Annotated in this window: 24 protein-coding genes and 1 pseudogene; 19 read left to right on the top strand and 6 right to left on the bottom strand. The window is 43.2% G+C overall.

The window, feature by feature from the left end; all coding sequences use genetic code 11:
• Positions 1 to 8 precede the first annotated feature (8 nt).
• Positions 9 to 443 carry a YwpF-like family protein gene (locus J7E38_RS06685; RefSeq protein WP_214706018.1) on the bottom strand — a complete coding sequence of 145 codons (435 nt, stop codon included), beginning with the start codon at positions 441 to 443 and terminating at the stop codon, positions 9 to 11.
• A 258-nt stretch (positions 444 to 701) separates the two neighbouring features.
• Here J7E38_RS06685 and ssb point away from each other — a divergent pair, with 258 nt between their 5' ends.
• From ssb to J7E38_RS06700, 3 genes are all read left to right on the top strand, one after another.
• Complete coding sequence (gene ssb / locus J7E38_RS06690) at positions 702 to 1,112, top strand: single-stranded DNA-binding protein (RefSeq protein WP_214706019.1); 411 nt, start codon at positions 702 to 704, stop codon at positions 1,110 to 1,112.
• Complete coding sequence (locus J7E38_RS06695) at positions 1,105 to 1,311, top strand: hypothetical protein (RefSeq protein WP_214706020.1); 207 nt, start codon at positions 1,105 to 1,107, stop codon at positions 1,309 to 1,311. Before ssb ends, J7E38_RS06695 begins: the two co-directional genes overlap by 8 nt.
• 282 nt (positions 1,312 to 1,593) lie before the next feature.
• Positions 1,594 to 2,439 (top strand): hypothetical protein, encoded by an 846-nt coding sequence (locus tag J7E38_RS06700; protein WP_214706021.1) that lies wholly within the window; start codon positions 1,594 to 1,596, stop codon positions 2,437 to 2,439.
• 41 nt (positions 2,440 to 2,480) lie between these two features.
• Here the strand turns inward: J7E38_RS06700 and J7E38_RS06705 are convergent, their stop codons facing one another.
• Together J7E38_RS06705 and J7E38_RS06710 are read right to left on the bottom strand one after the other, a co-directional pair.
• A complete protein-coding gene (locus tag J7E38_RS06705) occupies positions 2,481 to 5,306 on the bottom strand; it encodes a DEAD/DEAH box helicase (protein WP_214706022.1) in 2,826 nt (941 codons plus the stop codon).
• 71 nt (positions 5,307 to 5,377) lie between these two features.
• The gene (locus J7E38_RS06710) at positions 5,378 to 7,006 is read right to left on the bottom strand and encodes an SWIM zinc finger family protein (RefSeq protein ID WP_214706023.1); all 1,629 of its coding nucleotides are present in this window, start codon (positions 7,004 to 7,006) and stop codon (positions 5,378 to 5,380) included.
• A 282-nt stretch (positions 7,007 to 7,288) separates the two neighbouring features.
• Between J7E38_RS06710 and J7E38_RS06715 the strand changes: the two genes are divergently transcribed.
• The 5 genes from J7E38_RS06715 to J7E38_RS06735 all read left to right on the top strand — a co-directional run bounded on the left by J7E38_RS06715 (position 7,289) and on the right by J7E38_RS06735 (position 10,591).
• Complete coding sequence (locus J7E38_RS06715; RefSeq protein WP_214706024.1) at positions 7,289 to 7,951, top strand: hypothetical protein; 663 nt, start codon at positions 7,289 to 7,291, stop codon at positions 7,949 to 7,951.
• 15 nt (positions 7,952 to 7,966) lie between these two features.
• Positions 7,967 to 9,196: an efflux RND transporter periplasmic adaptor subunit gene (locus J7E38_RS06720; RefSeq protein WP_214706025.1), complete on the top strand. Its 1,230-nt coding sequence runs from the start codon at positions 7,967 to 7,969 to the stop codon at positions 9,194 to 9,196.
• A 63-nt stretch (positions 9,197 to 9,259) separates the two neighbouring features.
• Entirely contained in the window at positions 9,260 to 10,015 is a 756-nt protein-coding gene (locus J7E38_RS06725; RefSeq protein WP_214706026.1) for a hypothetical protein, read from the top strand.
• A gap of 35 nt (positions 10,016 to 10,050) precedes the next feature.
• A complete protein-coding gene (locus tag J7E38_RS06730; RefSeq protein ID WP_214706027.1) occupies positions 10,051 to 10,353 on the top strand; it encodes a hypothetical protein in 303 nt (100 codons plus the stop codon).
• A 100-nt stretch (positions 10,354 to 10,453) separates the two neighbouring features.
• A complete protein-coding gene (locus J7E38_RS06735; protein ID WP_214706028.1) occupies positions 10,454 to 10,591 on the top strand; it encodes a hypothetical protein in 138 nt (45 codons plus the stop codon).
• Between the two features lie 81 nt (positions 10,592 to 10,672).
• Here J7E38_RS06735 and J7E38_RS06740 read toward each other — a convergent pair whose 3' ends face one another.
• The gene (locus J7E38_RS06740; RefSeq protein WP_214706029.1) at positions 10,673 to 11,755 is read right to left on the bottom strand and encodes a C40 family peptidase; all 1,083 of its coding nucleotides are present in this window, start codon (positions 11,753 to 11,755) and stop codon (positions 10,673 to 10,675) included.
• Positions 11,756 to 11,947: 192 nt separating this feature from the next.
• Here J7E38_RS06740 and J7E38_RS06745 point away from each other — a divergent pair, with 192 nt between their 5' ends.
• Together J7E38_RS06745 and J7E38_RS06750 are read left to right on the top strand one after the other, a co-directional pair.
• Positions 11,948 to 12,100: a YwzD family small protein gene (locus J7E38_RS06745; protein WP_214706030.1), complete on the top strand. Its 153-nt coding sequence runs from the start codon at positions 11,948 to 11,950 to the stop codon at positions 12,098 to 12,100.
• A gap of 283 nt (positions 12,101 to 12,383) precedes the next feature.
• On the top strand, positions 12,384 to 12,755 hold the full coding sequence (locus J7E38_RS06750) for a hypothetical protein (RefSeq protein ID WP_214706031.1): 372 nt from the start codon (positions 12,384 to 12,386) through the stop codon (positions 12,753 to 12,755).
• A gap of 77 nt (positions 12,756 to 12,832) precedes the next feature.
• Here the strand turns inward: J7E38_RS06750 and J7E38_RS23850 are convergent.
• Positions 12,833 to 13,149 (bottom strand): annotated as a pseudogene (locus tag J7E38_RS23850) (ATP-binding cassette domain-containing protein); the annotation flags it as partial.
• Positions 13,150 to 13,688: 539 nt separating this feature from the next.
• Here J7E38_RS23850 and J7E38_RS06760 point away from each other — a divergent pair.
• The 9 genes from J7E38_RS06760 (at position 13,689) to J7E38_RS06800 (ending at position 23,076) form a co-directional block, all read left to right on the top strand.
• Positions 13,689 to 14,555 (top strand): MurR/RpiR family transcriptional regulator, encoded by an 867-nt coding sequence (locus J7E38_RS06760; RefSeq protein ID WP_214706032.1) that lies wholly within the window; start codon positions 13,689 to 13,691, stop codon positions 14,553 to 14,555.
• 182 nt (positions 14,556 to 14,737) lie between these two features.
• Positions 14,738 to 15,769 carry a DctP family TRAP transporter solute-binding subunit gene (locus J7E38_RS06765; protein WP_214706033.1) on the top strand — a complete coding sequence of 344 codons (1,032 nt, stop codon included), beginning with the start codon at positions 14,738 to 14,740 and terminating at the stop codon, positions 15,767 to 15,769.
• Positions 15,770 to 15,815: 46 nt separating this feature from the next.
• Complete coding sequence (locus J7E38_RS06770; RefSeq protein ID WP_214706034.1) at positions 15,816 to 16,316, top strand: TRAP transporter small permease; 501 nt, start codon at positions 15,816 to 15,818, stop codon at positions 16,314 to 16,316.
• 5 nt (positions 16,317 to 16,321) lie between these two features.
• Entirely contained in the window at positions 16,322 to 17,599 is a 1,278-nt protein-coding gene (locus tag J7E38_RS06775) for a TRAP transporter large permease (RefSeq protein ID WP_214706035.1), read from the top strand.
• A 105-nt stretch (positions 17,600 to 17,704) separates the two neighbouring features.
• A complete protein-coding gene (locus tag J7E38_RS06780; protein WP_214706036.1) occupies positions 17,705 to 18,742 on the top strand; it encodes a zinc-dependent dehydrogenase in 1,038 nt (345 codons plus the stop codon).
• A gap of 25 nt (positions 18,743 to 18,767) precedes the next feature.
• Entirely contained in the window at positions 18,768 to 19,595 is an 828-nt protein-coding gene (locus tag J7E38_RS06785; protein WP_214706037.1) for a class I fructose-bisphosphate aldolase, read from the top strand.
• A 10-nt stretch (positions 19,596 to 19,605) separates the two neighbouring features.
• Positions 19,606 to 21,120, top strand: a complete 1,515-nt coding sequence (locus J7E38_RS06790) for a xylulokinase (RefSeq protein ID WP_215038337.1) — start codon at positions 19,606 to 19,608, stop codon at positions 21,118 to 21,120.
• The gene (locus J7E38_RS06795; protein WP_214706039.1) at positions 21,117 to 22,100 is read left to right on the top strand and encodes a 2-hydroxyacid dehydrogenase; all 984 of its coding nucleotides are present in this window, start codon (positions 21,117 to 21,119) and stop codon (positions 22,098 to 22,100) included. The genes J7E38_RS06790 and J7E38_RS06795 overlap by 4 nt, the downstream gene beginning before the upstream one ends.
• Positions 22,101 to 22,125: 25 nt before the next feature.
• Positions 22,126 to 23,076, top strand: coding sequence for a ribose-phosphate diphosphokinase (locus J7E38_RS06800; protein WP_214706040.1), 951 nt, complete (start codon positions 22,126 to 22,128; stop codon positions 23,074 to 23,076).
• A gap of 274 nt (positions 23,077 to 23,350) precedes the next feature.
• Here J7E38_RS06800 and J7E38_RS06805 read toward each other — a convergent pair whose 3' ends face one another.
• On the bottom strand, positions 23,351 to 23,593 hold the full coding sequence (locus J7E38_RS06805; RefSeq protein ID WP_214706041.1) for a hypothetical protein: 243 nt from the start codon (positions 23,591 to 23,593) through the stop codon (positions 23,351 to 23,353).
• Positions 23,594 to 23,693 lie beyond the last annotated feature (100 nt).

Below are 23,693 nucleotides of genomic sequence, written 5' to 3' on the forward strand. Positions count from 1 at the left end.
GAGTTCGATTACACTTTTTTCGGCTGCAAAATCTTCGGCCGTGTAATAATTTTGTCCTTAAATTCGGTTAGCAGTTCCTCGCCTTTGTATCCTTTATCAAGCAGGTACTCGAGCAGCTTTTCCGGATAATCGCTCTTCGGCTTAGTCAGCTTTCCTGTTAAAAGGATGCTGGCATGGTTCTTCAGCTTCTTTACGCAGCAAACCTTCGTAATGAATGCTGCCGGGTCGTTCTCGCGTTTGGTGATGACGACTTGGACGATGATTTCTTTGTCATTGTCGCATGCGTCCTGAAAATACGGTATATACTTATGGTCAGTAAAAGCCTCGACAAGCCAGGTGCCTTTGTCATCCTCTTTGTTGATAATCAGGCCGTCTTCCATTTCGATATCTACTAAAGAATCCTCATCAGCCAGCTGCATTGAAATCAACTTGAACGTCTTCATGTCAACCACCTCCCGTATACTTGTCCAAATTATAACACAGAGGAACTCGAAAACGAAAAAAACACCGTTTGTCGAAAGAAAAATTTCTGAATAGGCAAAATTCACTTTTGACTGGTTCAGTATAGCTGAAAACTGATTTATGGGGGCAAGTTTTATGCAGTCAGCATTATTTTTCCAGAAAAAAAGCCATTTTCGACATTTTACACCCACCTTAAAAAGGAATATCATCAGGCTATAACGGAGAAAGGAGATGAAAAGGTGATTAATCAAGTAACGCTAGTAGGCAGGCTGACGCGAGATCCGGACCTCAGGTATACGCCTGAAGGCAAGGCGGTGTCGAATATCACGCTCGCGGTTAACCGCCATTATAAAAATGCCAGCGGCGAAATCGAGGCTGACTTCGTTCATTGCATCCTCTGGGGCAAGACGGCCGAGAATACGACCAACTACTGTAAAAAAGGTGCTGTTCTTGGAGTGACTGGCCGCATCCAGACACGGCACTATGACAATCAGGAAGGGAAGCGTGTCTATGTGACCGAGGTCGTTGCCGATGGAGTCAGGTTTCTAAGTTCAAAACCGGCAGCGCCGCAGCAATCCCAGCAACCGTCCCAGGCGCCGCCACAACCCGTCCCATCTGTGCCTCAAAGAGAGGAGCTTCCATTTGTATAGCGAATCCGACTCAATCGAAAAGCTGCTAGTCAGCCTGATTAAAATGGTTGGAAAAAACAATGAGAAGATCGATGAACTCACAAAGCGAGTCCGCCAGCTAGAAATTGCCTCCAAAGAACAGCAGGTCAATCGCGTCTACTCCTTCATAGCCGAGCCTCCACGACCAAATTCCAGCCGGAAAGAATATGCCAGAACATAACGAAGAAAAATAAATACACATAAGAATTTCCTCGGTACACCTCACTAAGGACCTTCAAGAGAGAAATTCAATAACCGTATCTCCAATATACCCTCAATTTTGATGCCGGCTGATTAGCCGGCTTTTTTATGATTAAATTCATATTTGTATTTTATCAATATTAGATTTATGAAAAGTTAGTATAATATTTTTAAAAGGCGATGTACGATAAAATCAAGCCATGACTACCTATGATGGGGAGCTTTTGTATTTGGATAAGGCGTAAAGGAGATGAGACTCCAAATGAAGAGAAATAAGCTTTGGGGAGCTATGCTATTAACTGCATTACTGATTGGTATTGGACTTTGGTGGACAATAACAGAGATGAAAGACCGAAGAGACCCGCTGAATCAAGCTGACGCATTTGTGTACACGGATAACGGCATGCTTTATTGGTTTGAACTGACAAGTCGAAAAGGGAAAGTGGAAGGAAGTCTTCACCAGCAGAAGCTGATGGATGGGTATAGTGAATCGCCTTATATCGAAGAAAAAACCTTTCCGCTGACTGGAGAATCGACTGAGAAGGGGTATGAATTCATTGTAAATGCAGATGGAAAAAGAATAGCATATCATGCTTTCTTTTCCGGGCCACACCTTTCCGTACAAAAGCTTCAGGAAAAAGACAGTCATTTATACAATCCTGTTAGTGAAGAAGAACTTGCTGAATATGTTGATGCTTTGCTAAACTATCACGCAGAAGAAAAAGAAAATGAACGATTAAGAAAGTTCTTCTCGGACCTGCGTCAGGTATTCGGATACCTTCACACCTCAGAGGACGGCTCATACCAGTTGTTCATCAAAATCGATGAAGCCTTGCTTGAAGGTGAACTGACAGGCTCTCTTTTTATGGTGGAGGCCACCGATGATAAAAATCAGCCGTATGAAGAGAGCAAGTATGTTCTGAATGGAGTAACAGACGGACAGATGGTGGAATTATACACCACCGTGGACAATAAAAAGATCAAAATGACAGGGGATTTTCATGACGATGCTCAAAGTTTCGACCTGTCGTTCTGGAAAGCCAATAAACAGCTGACCTTTAATGCTATAAACAAAGAGGAGTATCAAAAAATTCCATTCTTTCGCTAAACGAACGGAGCACAGGGTAACATCCCTGTGCTCCGTTTTACTTATGATAAAAACACCAAATCATGCAATTCATCCGTAGAAAGCTCAGTGATCCAGCTGTCACTCTGAATAATCTGGTCGTTCAATGACTGTTTTTTCTCGAGCATAGCATCAATTTTCTCTTCAAGCGTGCCGGTGCTGATCAGCTTGTGCACGTGCACGAACCGGCTCTGTCCGATGCGGTAGGCGCGGTCGGTTGCCTGGTTTTCGACGGCTGGATTCCACCAACGGTCGTAATGGACAACATGGTTCGCCGCGGTAAGGTTGAGCCCGGTTCCTCCGGCCTTGAGTGACAGCAGGAACACAGGGAACTCACGATTCTGGAATTTCGTAATCAGCTCATCACGCTTCGTCTTTGGCAGGCTGCCGTTCAGAAACGGTACATCGATGCCGAATTTCTTTTTCAGTGCAGCCTGTATCATCTCGCCCATTCCAATATACTGGGTAAAAATGATGCAGCTTTCTTCCTGTTCGAGGACTGCGCTCACGAGATCGATCATCTTCTCCATCTTCGCAGACCGGTCAATCAAATGCTTCGGATTTTCTTCCTTTAAATAAAGTGCTGGATGATTGCACAGCTGCTTCAGCCTGCTCAACAGCTGCAGAATCAGGCCTTTGCGCTCGAAGCTGGACAATGTTTCGATTTGTGCGAACGTGTCCTTGACGAGCTGCTCGTATAAGGAAGCCTGCTCGGCAGACAGCGGGCAGTATTCCTTCTGTTCGACCTTGTCCGGCAGGTTCAGTGCGACTTCTTCATCCTTCTTCGTCCGTCTCAGCAGGAACGGCTTGATCAATGACTGCAGCTTGGTGATTTTTTCTTTTTTATCTTCCTTCTCAATCGGCAAAATAAATTCTTTCTGGAATTGTCCTGCACTGCCAAGGTAGCCTCGATTCGTGAAGTCGAAGATCGACCACAACTCAGACAACCGGTTTTCCATCGGCGTCCCGGTCAGGGCGATATGGTGCTTGCCCTTCAGCTTCCTTACTGCGCGCGACTGCTTTGTATCGGCGTTCTTAATATTTTGCGCCTCATCAATCGCAATGCTGCTCCATTCAACGCTCTCAAGATCATCAAAATCAAGGTGCGTCAATCCGTAGGAAGTCAGCACTATATCCGATGCCATCGCTTCTTCGTTAAAAAGAGTACCCTTCAGGCGGTTCGGTCCGTAATGCAGATGGACGCGCAGGTCCGGGGCGAAGCGCTCGACTTCTTTTTGCCAGTTGCCAAGCACGGACGTAGGGCAGATGATCAACGACGGATGCCCGTCACCTTCCTGCTCTTTTACCGACAGGATATAAGAAATCAGCTGGATCGTCTTCCCGAGGCCCATATCATCGGCAAGCAAGGCGCCGAACCCATACTTCCGCAGGAACAGCAGCCAATTCATGCCGAGCTTCTGGTACGGGCGCAGCTCACCGTGCAAGCCCGCAGGCACCGGTGAATCCGGGATTTCCTTCGTTTCCGACAGCTGCTTCATCATCTGCTTCCAGTGGCGATTCAGCTCGATCTGGATTTTCGCGAACGCGCGCGGATCATCAAGTGCTTCGCCATCTTCTTCCTCATCGGAAAGCTCCTGCTGCAGAAGGTCACGGATGTGCAAGCCTTCTTTATCTGCTTTTTTCATCATTTCCTGGATCTGGCGGATAAAGCCATGGTCAAGCTTGATCCATCGGCCCTTCAGATAAACGAGCCGGCGCTTTTCATTCACAAGGCGCTGAAAGTCATCCTCGCTCAAGTCCACTCCGTTCATCGAGAAACGCCAGTCATAGTCGAGCATCGCGTTCAGGCCGACGAACGAACGGCGGTAGCCAGTCTGGCCCTTCAATCTTGCCTTCACCTTCAAGTTTGCGTTCTTGATCGCTTCCCACCAGGAAGGGAGGAGGATTTCAATGCCGAGCGCAATCAGCGTCTCGCTCGCCTCGGTTAAAAACATCCAGGCTTCATCCTCGGTGAGGGTCGACTTCAAACGGCCATCTTCCTCAATCCATGGAAAAATTGACGCCAGCCGCTTTTCTTCGTCTTCAACCTTATCACTGAAGTCATCCCAGCCGGCAGGGTAGCTCCCATAATCACGGGCTTCAATCATCATTGGCTCTTCTTTTCCGCGTAAAAATAAGCCCAGTTTCCAATCACCGAAATCATCCATCGGCTCCTCGAGGCGCATCCCGATCGAAAATGGCGCCGGATTTTCCTTGAGGCCAATCCACTCCAGCCAGCGATCCTCATCAAAATAAGCTGCCAACTGCGTGGCCGAAAGCTGCTTATTCCGCAGCACATCCAGCTTATCGCCAAGCAGGTATTTCATCGTCTCATTTTCATGGAAGTATGACTCCAAACTGTGATGGAACAACTCCGCTACGAACTCCCGCACCAGCAGCTTTTTGTCACCAATCACAAGTTCTTCCTCCCAGAACGGCTCATGGAATTCATCAAGCACGCTCTCTGGAAGCTTCCATCGGAAATCCTCGCCATCAAGCTGGGTAAAATCAGGATGCCACTCCTTCGCAAGGATCGCATCAAAAATCGCATGGGCCGTGGATAGACAGATATCGCCAACATCGTCCCATTCCCACTCAACAAGCCGGTTGAAGCTTTCCTCGCCGAACAGCGTCACGAGCTGCCACGCGCTAAGGGTCACTCCCTCAGAAACGCCCCACTTGTCAGACTCCACCATCGTTCCGTAATAACTCTCCTTATGACGGAAAAACAGCAGCTTCTTCCATTCAGCGGTCTTAAGCTCGAAGCCATCAAAATCCTCGGCTCTCAAAAAATAACGACCGCCCACAACCGGTACCACATCTATATGAATCTGCTTGATCTCAAGCATCAAAAAACACCTCCTTGGGACATGGGGACGGTTCAGTTGACCTTGCGCTTAAGAACAGTCCCCGATTTCCATCACTCTACCTCAATCAGCTTGCTCCGTGTCAGCTCTTCATGAAACGCCCTCAGTCTCTTCGTTTTCACGAGCAGCTTCGCGAAAAACTCTTCCCACTCGGGCACACGCTTCAGTTTTTTATAAACTGTCCGCAGTTTTTTCAGCAATCGTGCGGCCTGCTTGTAGCTGCTGCGGTTTTTCATGTCGATCAGGTCCCCGACCATTTGGTGGTACAAGGGGATTAAAACCTCAGGCGCCGCCTTTTGTAATTCTTTAAGGCGGTCGTTCGAAATCGAATTATATTCAAAGCCAAAGTACGATTGGAGCTCGCCCCATTGTTCGTACTGGCCTTTTTCAAACAAAGAATCTTCATATTCGTAAAAGCTGTACGGCATCGCCTGTGCCAGCGCTCGGTCATACAGTTCGCCGCGGCCAATCTCTCGGGTGTAAGCACCGACAAGCTTCAACGCATAGCGTGTGAATTTCTTGCAAGTGTAATACTCACCCAGGTGCTTCAGATAATTCCGCAGCTGCTGGACGAGGTAATCGATGAACGGTGCCATCCGGTTCCACTCGCGCTGTACACGGAAACCGTCCAGCCAGTAAAACATAAAAGGAAGGGAGCTAACAGGTAGAGCAGTGAATCGTTTCAGTGCCTCCCCGTCCTGCTTTGCTAAAACAAGCTGGTGAATCAAGGCGACTTCCTCAACCCGATCCCGTTTGCCATCGCCAAACGCTTCAAGCCTTGCTAACTCAGCCTCGCGCCACCCAGTGTTTTTAAAAAGCTTTTCCCACAGCAAGCGGTATAAATCAATCCGGTCATAGCCCCCAGTAGCGTCAGGCTCTGTCAATCTGACGGCATCATCCTTCAAGCGCTCCAGGAATGTATCAAACGAAAATGGCATCGTTCCGTAAGCGAGCCGCTCGATGTATTCCTCGGCGTCATGGAACAAATCCTCAAACAGCGGCCGGTAATACCGGTCCATCGTCGCCTCCTCGTCGTGGCCGGAATCAATAGCCAGATCGGTGAGCAAATTGAATGAATGGACCGACGCCGCAATCAGATAGAGGTTTTTCCATACAGATTCAAGCGGTGCGGAGACCTCCACGCGGCGAATATACGAGCGAAATAACCCGGGCACAACATAAGCACGCGGTTCGCCCTGGCCAAGGACGATTTCCTCGAAGTTTTCCCGGAAAGAGGCGGCCCAGCTGTCATAATCATGATCCGTCCGGTTGTTCTTTTTCACCAGATCCTTCGCGCGCTGCAGTCCCCATTTTTCGGCGTTCAGCTGTTCCTTTGCAGGCTTGCGCCAGGCTTCGACCCAGTAGGATACACTCGCGACATCGCTGTATGCCTGGAAAAACGCAGCCAGCCGATGCCGGCAAAATGAGTCGGCAGGGCAGGTGCAGCTGCTCTCCTCAGGATCGGAAACATTTATGTACACACGGACCGGTGTCACGTCCTGGACTGTTGCCCAGATCGATTTCACCATGTATTTCAGGTGGTGGACTGTCCCCTGGCGATAGAGCATCAGCCCTTTCTGTACAAGGCGGGCGTCCTCCTCGACCTCGGATTTAAGGATCGTATTCAGTTTTGCGGCAGCTTCTTTAAAAATCGGTGCCTGGTTATCAGGTATGACAGCCACAGCGATTCCCCCGTTCACGCAGCATCGTTCGTTCTTTTTCAAAATATATGGCATAATTCGACAAGTACATCGGACAAGCTTTGTTAAAATCAAAATAAGAAAAAAACATATTCTTCTATTATACCCAAAAAAGAGCCATTCGAGGAGTGGGGAAGTAAGATGAAACAAAATCATGGGACTAATCGTCCAACTTTCATAGAGGTATTGGTTAATATTTCAATAATGGAAATCATTCATATAAAATAGAAGGTAGACAAGCAACTACAATCTGGGGGCCTAGAAATGGAGAACAGAATAGAAGTAATCCGCGGACTTTTTAACTATAACTACTATACATATAAGCTAAGAGATACAGAACGGTTTCCGGGGATCTGGAAAAAAACGATCCTGTTCATCCTGCTGAGCGGATTGATTTTCGGGTTCAGCGCCTATTTTGGAGTGGATTCCGAATACTTATCAAAAAAACTGACCTCGATCCCAAGGGCAGAATATGAAATGAATAAAGCCCTGTTTCTTGCAGGGCAGATCATCCAGGGACTATTTTTCGGCGCTATCATGCTCTTCCTGCCGGCATTGTTTTTCTGGACGTTGACAGACCTGGAGTTCAAGAGATTGCTCACCATCCAACTGTTCGTTATGCCGATCTTGCTTCTGGAAAAATTATTGATTGTGCCGATGGCAATATATCTTGGGCTGACAAAAATATCTTCACCGTTTTCATTAGGTGTAATCGCTCAATACATAACAGGAAATGATTTCATCATCCAGTTCCTTGCCTACATATCAATCTTTAAAATCTGGGCTATTTTCATAGAATACAAGTATTTAAAAGCAATGACAGACAAAAATCCGAAGATCATCCTGCTGCTCGTGATCGTCATTCATCTTGTCATATGGCTTTTTGCGGCTCTCATTTCATTTGTTCGAATGGAAAATATCCTTTAAGGGAGGGGAATAACCATGAAAAAGAAGACGGTCATCCTGTTGTCCGCAGGAATTCTATTCGTATCAGGCAATCTCTATCTGGCACTCAAGGATGACGGCAAGGCGGTTCGCTCCTCCTATATCAATAACTGGGCGAAAATCGGGAAGGAGACGCTGACAGAAACCCTTCATGCAGAAGGTGTCGTCACTCCTGAGGAGGAGCATCATGTTTACTATGATCCCAATTCCAGCGAGTTTAAAAGCTTTCTTGTAAAAGAAGGCGACGAGGTGGATACCGGAACTCCGCTTTTTGAATATTCCTCTGATAACATCGACAAGGAGCTGGCAAGGCTCGAGGCAGAGAAAGACCAGCTGGAAACAGAGGCGACATTGCTTGATGAACAAATAAAGCAGCTTTCCTACCTGCAGACTGTTTCCGCCTCCACAACTGACAATAGTCTGCCTGTTGCCGGCAACGGAACAGCAGCCGATTCGTCAAACGATCTGATGGCAGTATCAATCGAGAAAGAAATCTATGACAAGGAACTGGAAAAAAGCCGTGTGGAAGCAGAAATCGACAAGTACGATGACCTGATCGATTCATACGACGGCAGCGACCAGCTTGAAATCAGCAGCGAAGTCGCTGGATCGGTGAAGAAAATCGATTACGAACTGAATAATCCAATCGTGACGATCATTTCAGACACGCCAAAGGTTGAAGGGACCTTTTCAGAAAGAGACCTGAAAAATGTCCAGGAAGGCATGGAAGTGTACGTAAAATCGGATATGCTCAAAGGTGCAATCGGCGGTACGCTCACTAAAATTGCGAAACATCCAGATTCTGATCCTTCGGTAAAAAAAGAAAGCCAATTTCCGTTTGAGATTCAACTTGAACTAGAAGAGGAAGAGATTGTACACGGCACACATGTCGATGTTTCAGTCGTCACCAACCAGGTGGTCAATGCGGCAGTCGTTCCACAACGTTCATTAGATAAAGGCAAGAAAAACAGTTATGTCTATATCCTGAATGAAGTAGGAAAAGTAGAAAAACGCAAAATCAAAAAGGGTCTAGAAGTCGGCGGAAAGACCGAGGTGAAAAAGGGAGCCAAACCAGGCGAACTCTTTGTCCGCGAACCGGAAAACGTCCAAAAAGCCGACAGCCCTTTCTTCAGTAAACTGAAACCAGGCTCACTGGCTAAAAAGACGTTCAAGGAAGAAGGAAAACGTAATCTGTTCAAACAAGTGATGGTTGGATTTTTTAAATAAGATAGAGGGAGTACTTAATTTTTTAAAAGCTAAGGCTCCCATCCCTGATTTAAGGAGAGTAAAATGTCAGTCAAAGAAGAGGATCTTTTCAAAATCAAAATGGCTGGTTATGGCCGCTTGAGACCGGACAGTGTTCCTGGCTTCTTTTGGGGTGCGATTGTATTTGGAGGAGTGGCTTGGATTGTCTCATTATTTGGAGTAATCAACGGTACCTATTTGGCGAGCTCTTTACTTCAAACCTCAGTGAAAGTCGCGACAGTGATTTTTGGAGCCCAGTTACTATTATCGATTTTATTTTCAATCACTCCTATTTCCTATGCGCTTCAAAAATTGCAGCTGATTTTTGCTACACTCGTAGCGTTCAAATTTTCGATTGATTATTACTTGTTCTTTTTTACGGTCGCTGATTTGGAGGATGCACCACAGTATATATTTAATACTGGTTTTCTCTTAATGGCAGGCGGGATTCTCTTATTAATCTTGATGACAGTCAGGGCCTTCAAAAGGGCTAAGCAAGGGGAACTAAGAAAAGAAGGCGAAGGCCTTTATAATTTTAAAGAAACGAAAAATTACCTGACAGGTGCAGGTGTGTTCGGGATTGTCATGATTGCAGGCTCTCTAGCCCGCTCCATATCCAACATGGAGGGAAGCATCGGAATGTTCTTCATTCTGTTCCTTTGCATCACAATACAATATTCCGTGGCCATTGCTTTGCCAGAATTCATTTTGCTGATATACGGCAAGTTTAAATTTAAACCCTTTATTGTTCCCCCTAGAAACCGCCAACGCAACAAAAAGAGGAAGGCAGCCCGTTTTTAATATAGCTTTTGTTAGGAGGAGAAATTCTGTTCAAGGTGATCAAAGAAGCCCTAAGTGAAATCAAAGAACTACATCATCAAGCAAAACAGACCAAGAATGCCGCAAGTAAAGGGAAATACATGTCCCTGGTGTACTTGAATGTTTTATTCCTGATTGTCTATGTCATCCCTATTTTGTTCTCCTTCGTCATTATAGCCGGCGTCTTCTTCTACGGTCCGATTGTCTTATTAGGACTGCTCTTTTCTATTCCATTTACCTTATTTGTCCTCTGGATAAGAACCAGAGTTTATCCCGTGATGAAAAGCAACCTTCTTAATGGAGAAAGTCTGTCTAAATAATGATGGATTGTGTTTTTTGTCGAACAAAAAACTGAAACGAGACAAGCTTCCATAACGACTAAGAGTGTGAATACTTTTGAGTTAGTGTGGGGGAATCAAGATGACAGGTGTTTCAAAGAGGTTTTTCATTGGCATGGCTATTTTTGCGGTCGCGGCCTTTGTATATGCAGGTACCGTACTGTTAACGTCTCAGGAAAAAATGGAGTTAAGAGCTGAAAGAAATGAAGCAGTAAAATAAATAGGCGAAAAACATGGAGCAGGAAATTTCCTGCTCCATGTTTTATTGCTTTATGACTGTGGTAAATACAAAGACATTGATTTAGTAGAATCTCTTAAACCCTTCAAAATGTTTAGCATAGTAGGTCTCACTCAAGCTGGAAATCATGACGCCGCCTGAAGTGCCAGCATGGATGAATTCGTTGTTCCCAAGATAGATTCCCATATGGGAGATGCCCTTCTTATAGGTGTTTTCAAAGAATACAAGATCTCCGGGCTGCGGCTCGTTCACATAGAAAGAGCGGTTGTAATATCCTTCTGATGAATAACGTCCCATCTGCTTTCCAGCTTTGTTGTAGGCGTAATAGATGAATCCACTGCAGTCAAATCCATCAGGTGTGCTTCCTGCCCAGAGATAAGGGACGCCCATGTATTCTTTGGCAATGGATATCACATTTGACTCAGCAGCTGAGGTTGGCTGTTGAACAGTTTGCTCGGTTGATACTTTGGCTTTAGATTCAGTCTGTTTGTTGACTTTCAGTTTCTGGCCAACAAAGATAAGATCGGAAGAAAGATTGTTAAGCTCCTTCAACTGCTTGACAGTCATATCATACCGGAAGGCAATTTTGCTTAATGTATCACCGGACTTAATAATGTAATCTGATTGTTCGGTCTTTGCCGGAGTATGTACAGGTGAAGCCGGTTTCACCGGTTCCTTCTTTGCTGTAACGGTCTGTACTGCTCCTTTCACAGCTGTTCCGTTGGAAACTTTCAGTTTTTGTCCAGGATAGATGAGGTGTCCCTTGATGTCATTCAAGCTCATCAGGTCAGCCAGCTTGATTTTGTGGCTGGCAGCAATCTTGCTAAGAGTGTCGCCGCTCTTTACGGTATACACTTCAGCCTTATTAACTGCAGCTTTTTGAGCGGCAGTTGGTTTAACCACTGTCGGAGCAGAGATTGTTGTTTTCTGGGCGAATGGAGGAACCGCCAGCTTCTGATTTGCATAAATTAAATCTGAAGACAGTTTATTTGTCTTTTTTAATTCTGAAACACTAGTTTTATATGTAGAAGCAATTCGGGATAAGGTATCCCCTTTTTTAACAGTATATGTATCGGCAGAGGCAATTCCGGCAAACGTCGTAGACAGAAGGGCAGCAGTCATAAGAGTAGCGGCTTGTTTCTTCATTTTTTCGACAGCACTCCAATTCTTGTAATATTTACTAGTATTTTATCATAGAAAAAGGTACAAATGGTACGAATTTCTGACAATTAATAGCAGGATGTTCCATAATTAACATTTTATTTTTGGAAATCTATTTACAATTTATATTAAGTTTAATAGAATGATGTCATTGTAGATCAATCGGGAGGCTTTAAAATGGACACTCAGGAGAAACCGACAGAATGGAATCAGGAGCTCTTTTTCGATGTAATGAAAAGGACTTTCGAAAAAGGAACGAATAGTGAGGAAATGACAATTCAAAAGCTGATGGACGATTTGATTATTGATCTAAAAACAATCACCGGATGAAAACTGGCTGCCTATGAGTTTGGCGCCAGTATTTTTTTGCACTTTTGCCCCATGTGCCACGGCTTTCTTATTCAGTATGAATTTGAGGGGGATAACTGATCATTGGGGAAAGGCAGGCAAATGAATCGACAGTCGTAGGGACCTAGTGAAACCAGAGAAGAAAATGTAGAAATATATATTAACAGAAATAGTTTGTGAATATTTAGAATAATATTGACTAGTCCTTAAGTCCTAAATTAATATAATAGGTAGATATATAATAATCAGGTGGACGGGATGAACTGTGAAAATTGAGAGTGTTGTATATAGCTTGAATAATTTTATGGAAAAACAGCAATATAGTTCTGCGAGGAGTATGATTCTTAAGGAATGGAATCGTATAACGGAGCCTTTAAACTTTAAGTTGCTAGGTGCTGAAGCCAAAGAGTTGGTAAAAGTTATTGCTAAAGAAAAGGAAGATGCTGATTTTATTCAATTGAGTGAAAAGGAAAAGCGTTTACTGAATTTGCTAAATGAAGCGGTCAGGGAAGTCAAACTCCCATATGCTAAGAAGCTTTTTTTTGAGCACAAAGAGTTGTATGAGCTCTCCTATGCACAAAGGTGGCTTACTTCTGATGCTCGGTTTATGTGTTATGCTTGGAGTAGGGGAATTTAATAGCATGAATAGGTTAAAGATGAAAAATGAAATGTGAAGGATGAAGCATATCGATGTTGCTTCATCCTTCTTTTCACTTATAATACCTGTCCTAGGAATGCCTTAGTAAGTTCATGTTTTGGATTGCCAAATAATTCGCTAGGTACATCCTACTCAACAGTATACCCGCCATCCATAAAGATGATGTGATCGCCGAATTTACGGGTAAATCTCATTTCATGAGTTACGACCACCATCGTCATGACTTCTTAGGCGAGATCTTTCATAACCTTGAGGACTTCTCTGGCATCTCGGGTTCGATGGCGGAGGTAGGTTCATCGAACAGCATGACCTTTGGTTCTATGGCAAGTGTCCTGGCAATGGCAACACGCTGCTTTTGTCCGCCAGATAATTCTCAGGGATAGTCTTCTAGAATTATAAGAATATCAGATAACCAGACACGAAAGACAGGAGCTAATGGAAAAAGCAATATTAAAAAGACACCAAGCATATCCAACAAGCATGAAAATCCCGTGATAAACCTGAAACCCAAAAAGTTGATCCATTTACTCTCCTTAACAGAGTGAAAATCGGGAATTCTTCAAACCTATGCATGGGTAAGTAAACTTTCATCAGACAAACTCCGTCATCGGGATATTTGTCAGGCAGATGCAGCCCCCTTATAATTATTCTTCTAATACAGATAATCTTGCGCCCCAAGAAAGAGGTTCTGGGAGGTACATGGTCACAATATGCATAGATAGAATTGAGACGGTTATTGTTTTGCCATTGGAAACCGGAATTAATGTAAACAATAGTGGGTAGATTGATTTTTTGCAAAGTAATGCCAGAGCTAACGGTCAATCATGTTTTCTCAAGAATTGTACTAGTTAAATATAAAACAGGTATAGTAAAATAAAATTATTCTTTGTACATATATTTTAGGAGGCAATAATGAGTGAATTAAATGTTAATCCGAATCCTGGGTTCTTTACAAGGCTGAATGCGGCGATGCCTAAGTTAAGGGATTCAGAAAAAAAGATTGTTGAGTTTATCCAGAATAACCAGGAAGAAATCATCCATCTCTCGATTACGGAAGTATCAGAGCGTAGTGAAACAAGCGAATCTTCTGTTGTTCGGTTATGTAAGCGCTTAGGTTATAAGGGATTCCAAGATATGAAAATCCACCTGGCAAAGGAAGTAATCGAACCTGTTAAGCAAATACATGAAGTGATAGAAAAAGATGATACGGTCAGGATGATTAAAAGAAAGGTATTCCAATCAAATATTCAGGCATTATATGATTCAGTTGAGGTTTGCAGCGATGAGCAGCTTGAAAAAGCAGTGGAGGCCATTAAAGAAGCCGGTACAATTGAGTTTTACGGTTCGGGCGGATCAGGGACAGTTGCGTTGGATGCCCAGCACAAATTGCTTAAACTGGGAATCAAGTCTTATGCGTATAATGATTCAATTCTTCAGGCTATGTCTGCCAGCGTTTTATCAAAAAATGATGTAGTAATCGGCATTTCACATACCGGGTCAAGCACAGATGTACTTAATGCGATGAAAATCGCAAAAGAGGCTGGGGCAACACTAATCTGTATCACAAATTCATCAAAATCCCCAATCACGACAATATCGGATATAGTTTTACAAACGGCATCTAATGAGACCATGTTCCGTACGGATGCGATTGCTTCAAGGATTGCTCAGTTGACCATCATTGATATTTTAGTTGCATCTGTAGCAAACGAAAAGTATGAATACTATTATCAGAACCTGCAAAAAACGAGGAAATCTACGATAGATAAAAAAATGTAATTTTTCCAGTATAATATTTTGAAAATTTAATTCATTTTTTTTAATTTTTTCTTGAAGGAAATTACCACCGTGTGCTATGATTTATTCAGAACAAAGAATTTTCTGAAAAATCAGGATGTGGTAATTTCTTTCTTTTTTTATAAAAAGAAAGCGTTATCAATCCTAAAACCAGGGGGGTAAATATGAAAAAGCTTGTATCTTTATTATTGGTTCTTGTTTTAGCGGTAGGTTTGGCAGCTTGCGGCAGCAGCAGTTCGGGAGGGGAAACTGCGGCAGGGGAAAAAATCACACTAAAAATTTCAACACCCGATCCAGATAATGCGTCAGTATCGGTGGCGGCAAAAGAACTGGCGAAAGTGATTGGTGAAAAAAGCAATGGGGAGATTGAAGTAACGGTACATCCTAATGGTACCTTGTATGGAGGAGATCCATCTGCAGCCGTTAAACAGCTCGGTGCAGGCGGGTTAGACATGCTGGTGCTTTCAACTTCACTTTATGCAAATTTCGATTCAAGATTCAGTGCTATCAGTATTCCTTACCTGTTTGATGATAAAGAACAATTCCTGTCATTCCTGAACGGGGATCTCGGTACAGAACTGCTTGATTCTGTGTCAGAGCTCGACATTAAAGGACTTGGATATTGGACGAGGGACTTTAGACAGATAACAAACTCAAAGCGTCCTATTACCAAGCCGGAAGACTTAAAGGGAATTAAATTGCGTGTTCCAAATAATCCTTTATGGGTAGAATTTTTCAAAGGTGCCGGAACCGTTACAACACCTATGGACTTTAGCGAAGTATATAATGCTCTTCAGTTAAAAACGATTGATGGCCAGGAAAATCCGCTGGGAGTTATCACAGCATCAAAAATGTACGAGGTACAGAAATACCTGACAATTTCAAATCATATGGCCGATGGCTGGCTTGTCGGAATGAATCAAGCTAAATTTGATAAATTAACAGATGAACAGAAAAAGATTATTTCAGACTCTGTTAAAGAAATCCAAGGCTGGTCTTTAGACTATGACAATAAGGAAGCAGAAACTGCGATCAAGCTTATGGAAGACGAAGGTGTAGAAGTTAATGAACTTACAAGCGAACAGCAACAGCAATTCATAGAGCTTTCAAAACAGGCATACCCAACATTCAAAGAATTAGTAAAAGACGATCAGTTCTTCTCCGATATTCTTGAGTTTGTAGGTAAAAGCGAATAAACCTGTTGATAGCCGTGACCAATAATTCATGCAAAGGGGATCCATGATGGTCAAACAAGAAAGGAATAAAACCTCGATTATATTTGCAGGTTTTAATAGATTTACGGATGTATTAGCAGGAATTACCTCAGTAGCGATATTTATCGTAGTCGTATGGCAGGTTTTCGGCAGGCTGCTGGGGGTTCCTGCCCCTTGGACAGAAGAAGTGACTCGCTTTATCTTTATATGGATGGTTTTCCTGGGAGTGGGTCTAGGCTTTCGCAAAGCGGAATCTGCCCGCGTGACGATCCTGTTGGAGTATGGACCCAAGTTTCTCCGAAAAGGAGCCATTTGGCTATATAGCCTTGCTTCTATTGGTTTCTTCTTGTTCATGATTGTTTATGGTGTCGAACTGATGTCGCAACAAATCAATACACACGAAAAAAGTGCGGCACTCTTGCTGCCTATGTGGCTCATTGGGTTAAGCATTCCGGCATCAGCGGTTATAGGAATAGTGAATATTATCCAGTCGTTGCTTTATAATCGTGAAATTATAGGGAAGGGGTGAAGTAATTGTCTATATTCTTGTTAGTTCTGTTTTTCTTGCTAATTTTATTAGGCATTCCGATTGCTTCATCTCTAGGAATTTCTGTCGTAGCCGCAGTACTTTTTTTTACGGATGTTCCACTTAGCGTTGTGATTCAATCCATGTTCAGTTCGATGAATAGCTTCATTATGGTCGCCGTCCCGTTGTTCATTTTAGCAGGAATCATAATGGAGGAGGGCGGAGTCGCCGATAAGATCTTTGATTTTGCACAAAGTATGGTTGGATGGATGAAGGGTGGCTTGGGACATGTAAATGTTATCGCCAGCTTGATTTTTGCTGGGATGGCAGGGTCATCAGTGGCGGATATCGCAAGTACTGGCCGCATGCAAATTAATGCGATGACAAAAAATGGCTATCCACTTCCATATGCAGCAGCTCTCACCTTGATTACATCTATGCTCGCAACGATCATTCCACCAAGTATTTTAATGATTGTCGCAGCTTCCACTGCAGGAGTTTCCATAAGTGCAGCGTTACTCGGGGGGCTGATACCCGGTATATTGATCTCTATTATCTTTATGATCTTTAATTATTACTACAGTAAGAAATACAATTACGGACATCAGGAGAAATTTAATTGGGATAAACTTGGACGCGATTTTATACGTGCTTTTCCAGCATTGATGGCTCCGGTCATTCTGCTTGGCGGAATCCTAAGCGGTTACTTTACTCCTACGGAGGCCGCTGCGATCTGTGTCCTTTACACTTTGATTGTAGCTGTTTTTATCTACCGTAAGTTATCGTTCAAACAATTGCCGAGCATTCTTTATAGAACAGCCAATACAACTGGAACAATCTTGTTTATAGCAGTAACGGCCAAGGCAGCCAGCTGGGTGTTCGAATATGACGGACTTCCGACAAGGATAGCCACATTCATAAGTGGCGTAAGCAGCAGCCCGCTCGTGATCATGCTGGTACTGTTCGTATTCCTGCTGATTGTAGGAATGTTCATGGATGCGACAGCGGCCATTTTCATCCTTGTGCCAATATTGATGCCCGCAGTAATAACGGTTGGAATAGATCCAGTATTTTTCGTCATCTTCCTGGTAGTTGCTTTATCTTTCGGTTTAGTAACACCACCGGTTGGTGTATGTCTATATGCTACATGCAATATCACAGGACTAAGCCTAGAAAAGCTAAGCAGAGCATCCCTGCCATGGTTTGGAGTTACTATTGCAGCATTGTTGATCTTTATATTCATTCCAGAGTTTATTACCATGCCAATATCTTGGTTTGATCTATAAAAATAAGGAAGAAATATTCTTCCTTGTTTCTAGAAATATTCGTGAAGGAAATTACCACCGTAATCTAGAATTATTATTAGTGATAAAGGAAATGGAGTGAAACACATGAAAGCTGCAGTATTTCATGGACCAAATGAGTTGAGATTAGAGGAAGTGAAAAAACCAGTAATCGGGGAAGAGGAGGTGCTGGTTAAAGTAAATGTGAGTGCTGTTTGTGGCACGGATGTGAGGATCTTTGAGGGCAAAAAGACCAAGGGAGTCAGGACGCCTTCCATTATTGGCCATGAACTTGTAGGAACGATTGATGAGGTTGGGGAAAAAGTTACAGGGTTCTTCGAGGGCGATAGAGTTGGAATCATGCCGGTAATTCCTTGCCGTAAATGCCATTACTGTATGAATGGACAGGAGAATGTCTGCGAAAACAGGACAGCAATCGGCTATGAATTTGATGGAGGATTTGCTGAATATGTAAAAATTCCTGGCACAGCCATTCAGGCTGGCAACCTTGTTAAATTACCAGACAACGTTTCTTTTGAACAGGCCGTAGTTGCGGAACCACTCGCCTGCTGTCTGAATGGGCAGAAAAAAACGAATGTCAAAATGGGTGATGTCGTTGTCGTAACTGGCGGTGGTCCGATTGGATTAATGCATGTACAGCTTGCAAAAATAGCTGGAGCAAAGAAAGTTATTTTAAGTGAGCCTATTGACCATAGAAGGGAGAAAGCACTGGAAGCGGGTGCCGACCTGGCAGTAAACCCGATGGAAGAGTCTCTTCACGACATTATCCTAAGTGAAACAGATGGATTGGGAGCAGATGTAGTGATTATGGCAATCGGCGTACCTTCTCTGGTTAACTCCAGCGCAAGCCTGCTGAAAAAAGGTGGCACTTTAAACTTATTCGCTGGTTTTACAAAGGGAGTACTATCCGAAATTGATCCGAACATCATTCATTATAACGAGATTAATGTCAATGGAACTTCAGCCCTAACTCGTGCGAATTATCATCAATCATTAGCACTTATCGCTTCTGGCCAAATAAATACAGAAGTACTAACTACTACTGGCTATACGCTCGATAACATTGAACAGGCAATCAATGATGTCCGGAATGGAACAGGTATGAAGTCTGTCATTACAATCTAAAAACTAATTAAGAGGAGTGTTCATTATGTCATTATTAGGAAAAGAAATTCGATTAAGCCGTTTATTAAACCAGAAGTCTGGTAAACTACTTGCTGTTGCTGTGGACCAGGCTATGGCTAGAGGGATTTTTGAAGAACTAATGCCGATTGAACGAAAGGTCAGTGAAATAGTAGCAGGAGGTCCAGATTCAATCACCATGCATAAAGGTATTGCGGATACATGCTTCCGACAGCATGCAGGGAAAGCGGGTTTCATCTTGAAGTGCTCCACTTTCTCGCCTTGGCAGCCTAATTATGATGCATGGGTAACTGAAGTAGAGGAGGCTATCCTGTTAGGTGCTGATGCGGTTTCGATGGGATGCATCATAGGTGGAGATGATCAGCCTGAACAACTTCGCAATCTCGGGTTGTTCGCAGGAAAAGCCGCTTCATATGGAATTCCGACGGTCGCTCATATCTATCCAAGAGGGAACCAAATCCCAGATGATGAAAAGAATCATTGGAAGCATGTTGCCTATGCTGTCCGTGCCGGTGCTGAATTAGGGATTGATATTGTTAAGACAAAATATACCGGAGATCCGGATACTTTCCATAAAGTTGTGTCATCTACTCCGGCAAAAGTTGTCGTGGCAGGAGGAGATAACGGCAATAATATCGAAGGTTACTTCCAGATGGTATACGACGTGATTGACGCTGGAGGAACTGGTATCACTTTTGGAAGAATTGTATGGAATAATCCTAACCCAACGGCTGTTGTTAAATCTTTTAAACATATTATTCACGAAAAAGGAACTGTCAGAGAAGCAGTTGAGTTATATAATGAATTAATGAACGAGCCAGTAAATAACAGATAAGGTGATAAAGATGTCTCACGTTATTGGAATCGATATTGGTACTAGCGGAATTAAAGTTGCTGCCATGAATAAAGAAGGGGAATGGGGCCACTTAGAGTTTGAGCCGTACTCCCTTCTTTTCCCCCGGAATGGGTGGGTAGAGGTAGATGTCAATAAGCTTTGGGCCATCACAAAGAAATTATTGTTGAAGGTTTGGAATGAAGTTATGAAAGCAGGGAGTGTTGATGCTATATCACTCTCTTCTTTTTGTAACTCTTCCGTTTTTATGGATCAGGAGGGTGAAGCATTATACCCTGGGATCATGTATTTGGACCAGAGAAGTAAAAATGAAGCTGCATGGATTAAAGAAACGGCAGGGGAAGACTTCCTCTTCAATATTACCGGTAACCGTTTGGAACCAGGCATGTATACGGCGACCACTCATCTATGGTTTAAAAAACATGAACCTGAGCTGTACGACCGGACCTACAAGTGGGGATCATTATCCACATTTATTCTTCATAAATTGACAGGCGAGTTTTTTATGGATTGGACACATGCATCTTTTTCGGGGCTGTTTGATATTCAATCATATAGATGGTCAAAAGAGATTTGTGGAAAAATTGGTATAGATATGGATACACTGCCTGCTGTTTGTGATCCGAGTCAGGTGATAGGTGAGTTTACGTGTCCGGAACTTCAGGTGCAAGTAGTTCCTGTCGCAGCAGGTGGAGCGGATACGGCATGCTCTGCCCTGGCGCTCGGAATTCAAGCAAATGAAATGTTCGAATCAGTTGGAACATCGAATGTTTTGACTGTTTGTACAGATAATCCCTCTGTTTTAGATAACCGATTTCTTAATAGATGCCATATCATCAAAGGGAAATGGCTTTCACATGGAGCGATGTCTTTCCCTGGAGCATCCATTCAGTGGTTTTATGAACAGTTTTTAAAACAGGAGGGTTATTCAAAATTTGCTTTAGAGGAGCTGGCAGATGAATCTCCCATTGGTTCCAACGGGCTCTTTTTTTTACCTTATATGCAAGGTGAGCGTTCTCCCATCTGGAATCCGGATGCAAGGGGGAGCTTTGTTGGCCTGAATCTGAATTCAACAAAAGCGGATATGTACCGCTCCATCCTGGAGGGTTGTTCTTTTGGTTTAAAGCAAATATATGAAATTATTAATGAGAAATATAAGATGCCAAAAGCAGCTATCCAATCAATTGGAGGCGGTTCCAAAAATAGAGCCTGGGCGCAGATGAAGGCAAATATTTTGGATAATCCATTTGAGATAAAGGATATATCTGAAACTGCTGCACTGGGGGCATGTTTGATTGCAGGCAAGGCAGCAGGCTACTTTACAACATATGAAGAAGCTAGGGGTATCATTCGGAACGAGACCTTTGTACGGATTGAACCTCAGCACGGACAATTAGCTGTTTATCAGAAATATTATGAAGTATATTGCGAACTTTACCCTGCTTTAAAATCATTTTTTTCGATGAGCAGTAGACTAAATCAAAGCCGTGAGGAGGTAAAGTGTTGACAGCCAGTATTTATGTAACTAGAAAACTGCCAGATCCAATCATTCAAAAACTATCAGCGCATTTTCATGTGAAAATGTGGGAGGAAGAAGATGCTGTAGTTCCCCGCGAGGTTTTGTCAAAAGAAATAGAAGAGGCTGACGGACTTTTATGCCTTTTGACCGATCAGATTGATCGGGAAGTGATCAGCAAGGCTAAAAACTTAAAAGTCATCAGCAATCTAGCAGTAGGATACAACAATATCGATATCGATGCAGCTTCGCAAAAAGGGATTGTTGTCACTAATACACCAGGTGTATTAACAGAGACGACAGCAGACTTAACATTTGCACTCTTAATGACGGCGGCAAGAAGGGTTACAGAGGCTTCGGATTTCTTAAGAAGCGGGCAATGGGGTGCGTGGTCACCGATGCAGTTAACTGGCCAAGACATATATGGAGCTACAATTGGTATAATTGGTTTGGGGAGAATTGCTGAAGCTTTAGTCAGACGGGCAAAAGGATTTGACATGAGAGTGTTGTACCATAACCGAACTCGTAAACTTGATAAGGAAAAGGAGCTCGACATAGAGTATGCAGACTTACAATCGCTGTTAAAGGAATCTGACTTTGTTTGTATCTTAGTTCCATATCATCCTGAACTTCATCACATGATCGGGAAAAATGAATTTGCCTTAATGAAAAAAGAGGCAATTTTGGTTAACACCGCAAGAGGCGGCCTGGTTGATGAAGCAGCTTTATTTGATGCATTGAAGCAAAATCAGATCTTGGCAGCTGGCTTGGATGTTTTTGAGGAAGAACCGGTACCTCTTGATCACCCTCTTCTTACTCTGCCGAATGTTGTCACCTTGCCGCACATTGGTAGCGCTTCCGTCAATACTAGATTAAAAATGGCCAGCCTGGCTGCTGAAAATGTCACGAATGTTTTACACGGTAAAGAGCCTATCACCCCAGTGAATAAAAAAGAGAAAAGTTCAATATAAACAAAACAGCATGGAGGATTGACAAGTGGTATATAGTCTAAATGAAAAATGTAAAGTTTTTACTTTGAATTCAAATCCAAAGCTTGCTTATGAGATTGTTAATCAGTTAGGAGGCGTGATGGGAAAAAGCTCTGTCGCGCAATTTAGCGATGGAGAAACTCAAATTAACATTGAAGAAAGTGTCCGGGGCTGTGAAGTATATCTAGTCCAGTCCACTTCACAACCAGGGAACGAGCATGTCATGGAGTTATTGATCATGATCGACGCTTTAAAGAGAGCTTCCGCTAAAACCATCAATGTTGTGGTTCCTTACTATGGGTATGCTCGCCAGGATCGAAAAGCCCGGTCGCGTGAACCGATCACCGCGAAATTGATTGCAAATCTCTTGGAAAAAGCCGGAGCAAACAGAATTATCACCATGGATTTGCACGCTCCGCAAATTCAAGGTTTCTTTGATATACCAGTTGATCAATTGTTAGGTGTGCCGATTCTATCAAATTATTTTCAGCAAAAGGGATTAGAGGATGTAGTAGTAGTAGCTCCTGATAACGGCGGAGTCGTCAGAGCCAGAAAAATGGCAAGCTTTTTAAATGCTCCGATCGCTTTTATTGATAAGCGCCGTCCGCAGCCTAATGTAGCCGAGGTTATGAACATCGTTGGAGATATAAAAGGCAAGAATGCCATCATAATCGATGATTTGATTGATACAGCAGGCACGATCACTCTAGCAGCAAACGCCTTAGTAGAAAAAGGGGCAAAAGCAGTCTATGCATGCTGTACGCATCCCGTCCTTTCGGGTCCAGCGATAACCCGAATCCAGGAATCCGCCATTACTGAGCTAGTTATAACAAACACAATTGAATTACCTGAGGAAAAACAACTTGAAAAAATTACAACCCTATCGGTAGCCCCACTCCTTGCTGAAGCCATTCATCGGATTCATAAAGAGCTTCCGGTGAGCAGTTTATTTGAATGAGAAATTTAAAAGATTTAAGGGAAAGTTAGGTGATTGCAGCTCTTTCTTTTAGGAATCCTAATGCGAGCTGAAAACTACTAATTGTTTACTGGATAACGGGACAGTTGTCGTTAGCCATTTGGAGAGACAAAGAGAAGGTTCTGAGGGTCGAAAAAAAGCTGCCTTTCTATCATTTAATAGGAAGGTTTGCCTTTTTTAAAAAACTTGTTAATCTATCGGCGCATGAGACCCAACCCACATGTCGCAATCAAAATAAAAACCTGAGAAACCCAGGTTACTTTTCATCATATCCTATTAAGGATACTTCATATTTGTCTTCAGCAAAATTCACCATCGCATGAATCCTGTTATCCTCATTTCCCTTCTGATATCCAATAAGAAAAATCTCCGTACCATTAGTACGTGTTGTGAATTCATGCTCATTAATTACGACGTCCCATCCTTTTTGCTCTTTGAAATATTGGACTGCCGATTCAGTAGCTTCCTTTACGACCTTCTCTTTTTCTTCCTTAGACATAGCCTTACACCCCTGCAAAATTAATACTGCCAAAAATAATAACAGACCTTTTCTTAACATAACCTCCATCCTCCTACCACTTTGGACCAGAATTAAATCC

The organism is Bacillus sp. ISL-35, assembly GCF_018613355.1.
Taxonomy (GTDB): Bacteria; Bacillota; Bacilli; order Bacillales; family Cytobacillaceae; genus Mesobacillus.

Coding starts and splice junctions, on each gene's coding strand:
- J7E38_RS06685 (WP_214706018.1), bottom strand. CDS start 443: ATGAAGACGTTCAAGTTGATTTCAATGCAGCTGGCTGATGAGGATTCT.
- J7E38_RS06700 (WP_214706021.1), top strand. CDS start 1,594: ATGAAGAGAAATAAGCTTTGGGGAGCTATGCTATTAACTGCATTACTG.
- J7E38_RS06705 (WP_214706022.1), bottom strand. CDS start 5,306: ATGCTTGAGATCAAGCAGATTCATATAGATGTGGTACCGGTTGTGGGC.
- J7E38_RS06715 (WP_214706024.1), top strand. CDS start 7,289: ATGGAGAACAGAATAGAAGTAATCCGCGGACTTTTTAACTATAACTAC.
- J7E38_RS06720 (WP_214706025.1), top strand. CDS start 7,967: ATGAAAAAGAAGACGGTCATCCTGTTGTCCGCAGGAATTCTATTCGTA.
- J7E38_RS06725 (WP_214706026.1), top strand. CDS start 9,260: ATGTCAGTCAAAGAAGAGGATCTTTTCAAAATCAAAATGGCTGGTTAT.
- J7E38_RS06735 (WP_214706028.1), top strand. CDS start 10,454: ATGACAGGTGTTTCAAAGAGGTTTTTCATTGGCATGGCTATTTTTGCG.
- J7E38_RS06740 (WP_214706029.1), bottom strand. CDS start 11,755: ATGAAGAAACAAGCCGCTACTCTTATGACTGCTGCCCTTCTGTCTACG.
- J7E38_RS06745 (WP_214706030.1), top strand. CDS start 11,948: ATGGACACTCAGGAGAAACCGACAGAATGGAATCAGGAGCTCTTTTTC.
- J7E38_RS06760 (WP_214706032.1), top strand. CDS start 13,689: ATGAGTGAATTAAATGTTAATCCGAATCCTGGGTTCTTTACAAGGCTG.
- J7E38_RS06765 (WP_214706033.1), top strand. CDS start 14,738: ATGAAAAAGCTTGTATCTTTATTATTGGTTCTTGTTTTAGCGGTAGGT.
- J7E38_RS06770 (WP_214706034.1), top strand. CDS start 15,816: ATGGTCAAACAAGAAAGGAATAAAACCTCGATTATATTTGCAGGTTTT.
- J7E38_RS06780 (WP_214706036.1), top strand. CDS start 17,705: ATGAAAGCTGCAGTATTTCATGGACCAAATGAGTTGAGATTAGAGGAA.
- J7E38_RS06785 (WP_214706037.1), top strand. CDS start 18,768: ATGTCATTATTAGGAAAAGAAATTCGATTAAGCCGTTTATTAAACCAG.
- J7E38_RS06790 (WP_215038337.1), top strand. CDS start 19,606: ATGTCTCACGTTATTGGAATCGATATTGGTACTAGCGGAATTAAAGTT.
- J7E38_RS06805 (WP_214706041.1), bottom strand. CDS start 23,593: ATGTCTAAGGAAGAAAAAGAGAAGGTCGTAAAGGAAGCTACTGAATCG.